Consider the following 8,859-nt stretch of genomic DNA (forward strand, 5'->3'; position numbering starts at 1 on the left):
GCACACTTACGAAAATCCTATCGGATTTTCTAGGTCAATAATTATTTACTAAATTTATTGCTTAAACAACTCAACAAAACATACCAAAAACCGTTAGCACCAAGCAGATAATAGATTACCAATGACAGATAAAGAAATTAATGAGTTCATAAAGAATAGCACAATTGAAGATTTGAAAGACTATTTCAATAAATTAATTGAAAGACTTAATGAATCCAGCAAACGAAATGATAAATTAAGTTTGTTAATGGGAATTTTAATAGTTTCTTATTTTATAATAGATAAAAATAGTGTGTCAAATATAAATTTAGGAATAATATCTATTAATGATATGAGTATTGCAAAGATTCTTATTCCATTAATATTTGCTTTTGTGCTTCTAATTTTTGCAACTTTAAATGCTCATAGAGCTAAAATAACAAAGAATATAAAAATTATTGGTCAAAGCTTATATAACTTAAAAGAGGATCCTCTTGCTGATTCATATTATCCAAATTCATTTTTAAGATTAATAATGCCATTTTCATATTTAGAAGAATTGAATAGTAAATATATGAAAAATGGCAAATTTGGATGTTTGACTTTATTTATGACTATCCCACTATATCCGATTATAGCTTTACCTTTTATATTTGAGTTTATAGCCTTAAGAAAAATGATTTTGAACGATTGGAGCAATGGAGTTTTTGAGAAAATCATAACAATATTAACAATTTGGATAATTTTAATTTCAATAGTTTATTATATAAAATTATTATCAACATCAATTAATGAAAATAAATGATAAAAGCCAGGTGCTAACAACTGGTATATTTTATAGCTTGGTTTTTGCACACTTACGAAAATCCTAAAGGGATTTTCTAGGTCGGTAAATATTTACTAAATTTATTACTTAATCACGCCACAAAACATACCAAAAACCGTTGCCCACTATTACGAAGAAACTATGAAAAAACTAACAAACATTCTCGGATTTATTCTGCTTATTTCAGTTTTAGGTTGTAAAAACTATGAGCCAGATACTATGAATCTCGGAGCAATGAAAATGGAGAATGATGAACAGACAATTATAAATAATATTGAAACAGAATCAGAAACCCGAATAGATAAAAAACTGATTAAAAACGGAGATGTAGAATTTGAATCAGAAAATTTAACTGAAACTAGAGAAAATATTTTAAAGGCTATTGAAAAATTTAAAGGTTATTCTTCGTCAGATAATGAATATAAAAATTCATACGAAATAAGCAATACCATAAATATCAGAGTTCCTTCAGGAAATTTCGACAAGTTACTAACCGAAATCACATTTGGAGTTGACAGATTTGACCGAAAAGAAATTAATGTAAAAGATGTTACGGCTGAATTCCTAGACATTGAGGCGCGCTTAAAAACTAAAAAGGAGCTTGAAAATAGGTATTTGGAAATTTTAAAAAAAGCGAATAAAGTAAGTGAAATTCTTGAAGTTGAAAAGCAAATAGGAGAATTACGTTCTGAAATTGAATCTATTGAGGGAAGATTAAAATATCTTAATAATCAAGTTTCGTTTTCAACTTTGAATGTTAGAATTTATCAGACAATCTCTAAACAGACAGAATTTGGTAAAAAGTTTAAAAATGGATTTAAGAATGGTTGGAATAATTTGATTCTATTTTTTGTATTTTTAGTCAACATTTGGCCTTTTATATTAATAATATTTGGAGTTCTGATTTTAATTAGAGTTTGGAGAAAAAGGAAAAGAAAACAAAAATAACAGTGGGCAACAACTGGTATATTTTATTGTTTAGTTCTAGTCTACTTACGAAAATCCTATCGGATTTTCTTGGTCGGTAATTATTTACTAAATTTATAGCTAAATCACTCAACAAAACATACCAAAAACCGTTAGCTGTAATTGCGCTATGAAAATAACAAATAGAATTTACCAAGGATTGAATTTAGCTAATGAAAAAGACAGAATTGATAATTTTCTGATAGATTTCATGATTTCATCAACTTTAGCCTTATTTATTTCATCTTTGATTAATGAGACCATTTTAGGTACGATAATCTCATATTACCTTATAAGATTTATTTATTATTTCTGTTCTGAACTTATTTATTCTCAAACTCCAGCAAAATTTGAAACTCAAACTATAGTTTTAAATGAAAAAGGAGAAAAACCAACTATTTTAAGCCTTCTAATTAGAAATATTTCTAGATTTTGGAGTGGATTATCAGCGATAACTGATGATGAAAGAGCAATTCATGATAATTTATCGAAAACATTTGTGACAAAAGATTTGAATTTGGAAAAAGTTAATGTTAGAAAGTACACTATATGGTTTTACAATATTTCCTTTTTTATTGGCATAATTATATACATATTAGGATTTTTTATTGACTATTTTAAAAACATATATATAATTGGAATTCTTGAAATAATACTTATTAATATTTTGTTGAGAAGAAAATCAAATTAACTACAGCTAACAATGCGTTCATTTCATTGCTAGGTTAGTTAATCGTGCGATTAACCTCTAATTATTCAAATGTTTTAGATTTTTAATTAACTTTGAACTAAATCACGCAACGAAACTAAACTCTAAACCGTTGTACACAATTATGAAAAAAAATATAACTCTGAAAATTTTAGTTTTACTAATTTTAATTCTTAACAACAGTTGTAATAAAGACAATATTGACCCCAAAAGAGTAAATATCTTAAAGAAATTCAATAAAGTGAATAAACAAATTTTTGAGTTAGACACTATTGAATTCAAACAAATCATTGGAGAAAAAGGAACGAAAATATATTTTAACAGAGAATTATTTGATATAAAGGAAAACGACAGGATAACCTTTGAATTAAAAGAATTTTATGACTTTGAAGATTTAGTTTTTAATGACCTAAGGACCATTACTCATAAAAATGAAATATTAAAGTCAAAAGGAGTTATATACGCCGATTTTTTTGTCAATAATGAAAGAGTAAACCTAAAAAAAGGAAAAAAAATAAGAATTGATTTCCCTGACAATAAACTTGAAAACAATGATATTTATTTAGGGAAAATAGATTCTTTAAATCAAATTTCTTGGATAGAACAAAAAAGAGATTCTCTTTGTGAAGTGGTCTTATATATTGGAGGAGGAATTTCGAAAAGGATTACGACAACGACTGACAGTATTAAGTATTATGAAAAACAAAACAAATTAATTTTAAGAAAAGAAAAAATATTCAGAGAAAATAATAAACGTTTAAATTCTAGCATCCTTACGGCAAAAATTGGATGGATAAACATTGACAAAATTATAGATAAACTTGATAAAGTGTCTTTTAAAATAGAACTAGTTGAAAAGGAATTTGATAATTTACAAATCGTTTGTCTTTTCGATAATTCCTTTTCATTTAAAACTTTTTACAGAACCAAAGACAACCTAAATTTTAAGGATTTACCATATATAAAAGACATAACCTCAATTGTTGTATTCGGATTTGAAAATGAAAATATCTTTTGTGATAAGATTTATATTAAAAACAATGTAAATTCTGAATTTAAAGTAGATTTAAAAAAAGCTAATGAAAAAGAAATTATAGAACTCTTAAAAAAATAACTGTGTACAACACTGTTTATATTTTATAGCTTGGTTCTAGCACATTTACGAAAATCCTATCGGATTTTCTACGTTAGTGTTTTATTTAGTAAATTAGTAGCTTAAAAACGCTACAAAACATACACAAACCCGTTGTGCAATATTACGAATGAAAATGAGTAAAAAATTATATACGACAATTCAATTTGTCGTAGAAATGACATATTACAACCGTTATCAGATTAGAAAATCATTCATAAATTTGAGAGAATAAAATTATATAACTTATGAATACAATCGGAAAAACGATAAATAAAACAAGAAAAATTAAAGGATTTTCTCAAGAAAAGTTAGCTGAGCTTTCGAGCGTTAATTTGAGAACTATTCAACGAATAGAATCAAACGAAAATGTACCACGAGGAAAAACATTAAGCTTAATATGTAATGTTTTAGAAATAGATATTGAAACATTGATGAAAATTAAAATTCCAGAAAAACCAATGACAGAGAAAATAGTTAATTGGTTTTTTCTTGTTATTCTTAATTTTCTTTTAATGACAATATTTGGGTTTTTATTACTTGATTCAAATGCAAATTGGAATAGTAGATTAGGAGGTTTTCTATTGAGTTTTTTCATACCAATGACAATAGTTTATTTCACTAGAAAAATGAGTGGGTTTGAACGAATGTTTAAATTCGGTTTTGGATTTATGATTTATATTATTCTTTCAATATTTATGATTGGAATTCAAAATGCGATTATATTACTGATTCCATTTTTATTGATTGCTTTGGCGATTTTATATTACGGAAATAGAATTTTAAATATAAATGATTAAAAAATAACATTGCACAACAACTGGTATATTTTATTGTTTGGTTCAAGCACACTTACGAAAATCCTATCGGATTTTCTCGGTCAGTAATTATTTACTAAATTTATAGCTTAAATAACTCAACAAAACATACCAAAAACCGTTAGGCAACATAAAAAACCACCATCGTATTGTTCAACAAACTACTGAAATTATATAAATCAAATTCTCTAAAGACACCTTTAGAAGATTTTACGACTGAATTATTTGTTGGAGTTTTAAATTATGATAAAATTTTAAAGCAAAGATTTTTTGAGAAATTTTTAAAGTCTAAATCAAATAATCTGAAAATTCAGACACAAAAAAAATACAAATTAAAAGACCATTCAGATTGTATTGTTGATATCGTAATCGAAAATGAAAATGAACTATATTTTATTGAGAATAAAGTAAATTCAAAAGAAGGATATAAACAATTAGAAAGATATTCTTTGGTTTTAGACAAATTCAGGAAAGAAGGTTATAAAACAAAATTAATGTATTGTTCAAAAATTTCTGAAAAGAAAGAAATTAAATCACATAAATTTGAACAATTTACTTGGCATTATTTATCTCAATTTATAAAATCAAATTCTACGGAAGAACTATCAAATGATTTCAGAAAATACTTAAAGCAAAATAATATGAGTACAGATATGACTATAAAAAGTAATGATTTAGTTGCTTTAGAAAACGTAACGAAAGTTTTTAATTTAATGAATAGGAATTTGGAGAACGTATTTTCAAATTTCAAAAAAAGATTTCCAAATGCAAAAGATTTAAGAAAAGGAAGTCATTTAAGAAAGCAAATGTTTGAACAAAATAGGTTTTGTATAATGTCAAGTCCAATCGTTAAAGGAAATGGTTGGTCAGAAATTTTATATGGTTTTGAATTTAACGGAACTTTATTTGTTCAAATTTATATGGATTCAAAAAACGAAAATTTTCGAGAATTTAAAACGTTTTTTTCTAATAATTTAGATTTTAAATATGAGGAATTTGAAAATTATGGTGGTAGAATTTATTTAGAACAAAATATTGGAGAATATCTCAATAATGACAATTCTGAATCAGAAATAAAAGAATGGTTCTTAACTAACTTTGAAAAAATGACAAATATAATTTTAGAAACAAAGGAAAAAATTGAATGGATAAATTACGTTGCCTAACACCATATATAATTTATTGCTGGCTTTTTGTTTACTTACGAAAATCCTCGCGGATTTTCTTTGTCAGTAATTATTTATTAATTTAGTGCAAAACCCACGCAACAAACCATATATAAACACGTTAGCTGTAAGCGGATAAATGACGCTATGAAATAAAGGAAACTCTATGGAAATTGAAAGAGTTACATTACGAAAAGAACCGAAACTTGAGATAATTCTAAAAAAGAATAATTTCGAAATAATAAGCAATAATAAAAATGATTGTGGAATATATTTTTTCAAGTTTACAGATTCGATGAGAATTGAAAAACGAAAAATTAATTGGGGAGTAACATTGTTGAGTTATGTTTTTGAATTTTTATATTTAGATTTAATCGGAGATGAATATTGGAAGAAAAGAAAACTTAAATTTAAATATAATGATATTGAAAAAGAGATTAATTTAGAAAAATGTGATAAGACTAAAATAAAATTAGTCATTGAAAAAATCAAATTACTATCGAGTTAGGAAAATAATGAAACTGAATGAAATAAGAACGATAAGCCAACAGCTAACAATTGGTATATTTTATTGTTTGGTTCTAGCATACTTACGAAAATCCTATCGGATTTTCTTGGTCAGTAATTATTTACTAAATTTATAGCTTAATCACTCAACAAAACATACCAAAAACCGTTACCCACAATTGGATGAAAATCGTCCGTAATTAAAAAAGGAAAATAGAATCTCTGATAAATGATAATTAAGAAAAACACTATTTATAAGATTGATTTTGATAGAAAAAGAAAATATTTCTACAACTTTCTTATTTATATGTTCTTAATTGGAATTTCTCTTCCGATTATATTTTATCTAATCTTTGATTTATCTATTTCCGTAACGATAAAAATGTGTTTATCTTTCTTTCTATTTACATCCGTTTTCTATTTGATTCCACTAATTGTATTATTTAAAAATTATACGAAACATAATAAGCATTTTGAATTGATTATTGAGGAAAATGAAAAATACTTAATAAATCGAAAAAACACGAATCTCAAATCGAAAATAAATTTACCCGATTCTGAAATAAAGATTATTAATTCAAATTTATCCTATAGCTTATTTGACAACAGAATAAGATTATTATTTTGGGATGAGCTTTTTTACAATGAACTGATTTTAAAAAACAATGAGAGAATTTATATTTCTTGTCTGCTATGTGATGAATTAATTGAACATTTTCCGAATGTCAAAAACAATAGAATTAAAAGAATATTTCCGAATATTAAGATAATAAATAACTGTGGGTAACAACTGGTATATTTTATTGTTTGGTTCTAGCACACTTACGAAAATCCTATCGGATTTTCTTGGTCAGTAATTATTTATTAAATTTATAGCTTAAACACTCAACAAAACATACCAAAAACCGTTAGCTATCATTTAAGGAAAAGATGAAAGAATACCTATTTGATGAACAAGAAAAAGAGTTTATTCAGCACTTACTGAATAATAAACCAAAGAAAATATGGTATGATTACATTTGTTACACTTTTGATTATGGAGATTATTATTTGACATTAAGTTGTATTGATAAAAAAGCAAATTCTCAAAACGATTCTGATGAAGCGCTTATTGCAAAATTAACTAGAGAGAATATAGAATTTGTTCCTTATGAAAATTCTAAACTTGTTTGCAAGAAAAAACGGATTGATAGAATTTCTATAGTAAGAACATTCCTTTATTTTTCAAATTTTAGAGTTTTCTCTAGAACCCATAGATTGATTAACAAATTGATTTTCTATTTGAAAACAATTATTAAAAGGAGAAAAGACCCGATTGATGAAATAATTTCTGATACAATTGGTGTTGGAACTGAATATATATGCAATCCAAATTCTGATGATGTTAAATTGATTGATTCAAACTATTGCAACTTACTGGATGTCGGATTATTAATTGAAATTGATGGGAAATACTTAAGAGCATTCTTACAAGATAACGGATATGGATTCCATATTTTTGATGATAAATTCTTTTACGAAAAAGATGATTTAGTTGAAGATAAAAAACTATATGATTTTATAAAAGTAGATAAAAACGCTAGCTAACACCGCATATAATTTATTGCTAGTTCAAGCCGATTTACGAAAATCCTAGCGGATTTCCTATTTGGTTTTTATTTGCTAAATTAGTGCTTTAAAAACGCAACAAATCATATTCAAACCCGTTGGGCAAAATGCTGAAAAAGAAAATTATATTGATATTATTTATTTTTACAACTCTAATTAGTTGTTCTGTATTTTTTGATTCATATAAATCAGAAATTGATGATATTTATATTCCTGAAAATCTAAAAGAATCAATCAAAGAGGTCGATAAATTCTATACAGATTCACTCAAAACTGAAATCAAAACATTAACTGAAAATGAATATTTAGCCAATTCACATTTTGGAACAGGATTTTGGATAAGAAATAATTGGGGTTTATGGAAAGGTTCTAGATTAAGTAGATATTTTAAGAGAAAAGGTATTAATCATCCAGATGATATTTCTAGTATTATTCTTAAAAGTTATCATCGACAACTAACAGGAAAAAACATAGATTTAAAAGAGCAAATTAAGTATTATAAAGATTATTGGAAAGAATCTAAAAAAATTGGTAAACTCGTAGAATTACCTTCAATATCAGATTTTCCAGAGAAAGAATTAGAATTTGGAGAAGCTATGTGGTATGAAAATGAAAATAATCAATCATTGATTCATATTCAGACAAATTCAAAAACGGATTCATTATGGATTTATGATTATTTATATGGTTGGAAAAAAATCAGTAATGACTTGAAAATAAAGTTAGATAATTCAACTAAGTATAAAACTGACTCACTAATGAATATAATATATTATAGATTTGATAAAACTGATTTCTAAAATAACACTTTGCCCAACAACTGGTATATTTTATAGCTTGGTTTTAGCACATTTACGAAAATCCTAGCGGATTTTCTAGTTCGTGTTTTATTTGCTAAATTTATAGTTTAAAAATCGCTACAAAGCATACCAAAAACCGTTGCTAACTATGGCGGATTTCACTTCTGAAATCCACCTTTTTGTCATTTAAGATTAAAATAGTTAGTTTGACAGAGGCACGAAAAAAATAATTCACTGAGGGAAAATTATGATAACTCTTCTACTCTATCAAACACAAATAAAATCTGATTAATTTGAGAATTATATTAATGATAAATTGAAACGCAAAAAGCTCATTAAAACGGAACG

The 8,859-nt window shown here is 25.6% G+C and carries 9 protein-coding genes; all 9 read left to right on the top strand.

Annotated features, from left to right (window positions below; translation table 11 throughout):
* The first annotated feature begins 121 nt into the window (after nt 1–121).
* The 9 genes from BLU40_RS16675 (at nt 122) to BLU40_RS16715 (ending at nt 8,511) form a co-directional block, all read left to right on the top strand.
* On the top strand, nt 122–784 hold the full coding sequence (locus tag BLU40_RS16675; protein WP_090126408.1) for a hypothetical protein: 663 nt from the start codon (nt 122–124) through the stop codon (nt 782–784).
* A 162-nt stretch (nt 785–946) separates the two neighbouring features.
* Nucleotides 947–1,753 carry a DUF4349 domain-containing protein gene (locus tag BLU40_RS16680; RefSeq protein WP_090126411.1) on the top strand — a complete coding sequence of 269 codons (807 nt, stop codon included), beginning with the start codon at nt 947–949 and terminating at the stop codon, nt 1,751–1,753.
* Between the two features lie 148 nt (nt 1,754–1,901).
* Nucleotides 1,902–2,462, top strand: coding sequence for an RDD family protein (locus BLU40_RS16685; RefSeq protein WP_090126414.1), 561 nt, complete (start codon nt 1,902–1,904; stop codon nt 2,460–2,462).
* Between the two features lie 142 nt (nt 2,463–2,604).
* Nucleotides 2,605–3,594 (top strand): hypothetical protein, encoded by a 990-nt coding sequence (locus BLU40_RS16690; protein ID WP_090126417.1) that lies wholly within the window; start codon nt 2,605–2,607, stop codon nt 3,592–3,594.
* A gap of 266 nt (nt 3,595–3,860) precedes the next feature.
* Nucleotides 3,861–4,412, top strand: coding sequence for a helix-turn-helix domain-containing protein (locus tag BLU40_RS16695; RefSeq protein WP_090126420.1), 552 nt, complete (start codon nt 3,861–3,863; stop codon nt 4,410–4,412).
* A 167-nt stretch (nt 4,413–4,579) separates the two neighbouring features.
* Nucleotides 4,580–5,596, top strand: a complete 1,017-nt coding sequence (locus BLU40_RS16700; RefSeq protein ID WP_175454826.1) for a PD-(D/E)XK nuclease family protein — start codon at nt 4,580–4,582, stop codon at nt 5,594–5,596.
* A gap of 166 nt (nt 5,597–5,762) precedes the next feature.
* Nucleotides 5,763–6,104, top strand: coding sequence for a hypothetical protein (locus BLU40_RS16705; protein WP_090126427.1), 342 nt, complete (start codon nt 5,763–5,765; stop codon nt 6,102–6,104).
* A gap of 929 nt (nt 6,105–7,033) precedes the next feature.
* Entirely contained in the window at nt 7,034–7,690 is a 657-nt protein-coding gene (locus BLU40_RS16710) for a hypothetical protein (RefSeq protein WP_090126430.1), read from the top strand.
* 128 nt (nt 7,691–7,818) lie between these two features.
* Nucleotides 7,819–8,511: a DUF6794 domain-containing protein gene (locus BLU40_RS16715; protein WP_090126433.1), complete on the top strand. Its 693-nt coding sequence runs from the start codon at nt 7,819–7,821 to the stop codon at nt 8,509–8,511.
* Nucleotides 8,512–8,859 lie beyond the last annotated feature (348 nt).

The sequence above is a fragment of the Lutibacter oricola genome (assembly GCF_900106565.1).
GTDB lineage: Bacteria > Bacteroidota > Bacteroidia > Flavobacteriales > Flavobacteriaceae > Lutibacter > Lutibacter oricola.

Bases quoted from the DNA above. Each gene is read 5' to 3' on its own strand.
- BLU40_RS16675 (WP_090126408.1), top strand. From the start codon at position 122: ATGACAGATAAAGAAATTAATGAGTTCATAAAGAATAGCACAATTGAA.
- BLU40_RS16680 (WP_090126411.1), top strand. From the start codon at position 947: ATGAAAAAACTAACAAACATTCTCGGATTTATTCTGCTTATTTCAGTT.
- BLU40_RS16685 (WP_090126414.1), top strand. From the start codon at position 1,902: ATGAAAATAACAAATAGAATTTACCAAGGATTGAATTTAGCTAATGAA.
- BLU40_RS16690 (WP_090126417.1), top strand. From the start codon at position 2,605: ATGAAAAAAAATATAACTCTGAAAATTTTAGTTTTACTAATTTTAATT.
- BLU40_RS16695 (WP_090126420.1), top strand. From the start codon at position 3,861: ATGAATACAATCGGAAAAACGATAAATAAAACAAGAAAAATTAAAGGA.
- BLU40_RS16705 (WP_090126427.1), top strand. From the start codon at position 5,763: ATGGAAATTGAAAGAGTTACATTACGAAAAGAACCGAAACTTGAGATA.
- BLU40_RS16710 (WP_090126430.1), top strand. From the start codon at position 7,034: ATGAAAGAATACCTATTTGATGAACAAGAAAAAGAGTTTATTCAGCAC.
- BLU40_RS16715 (WP_090126433.1), top strand. From the start codon at position 7,819: ATGCTGAAAAAGAAAATTATATTGATATTATTTATTTTTACAACTCTA.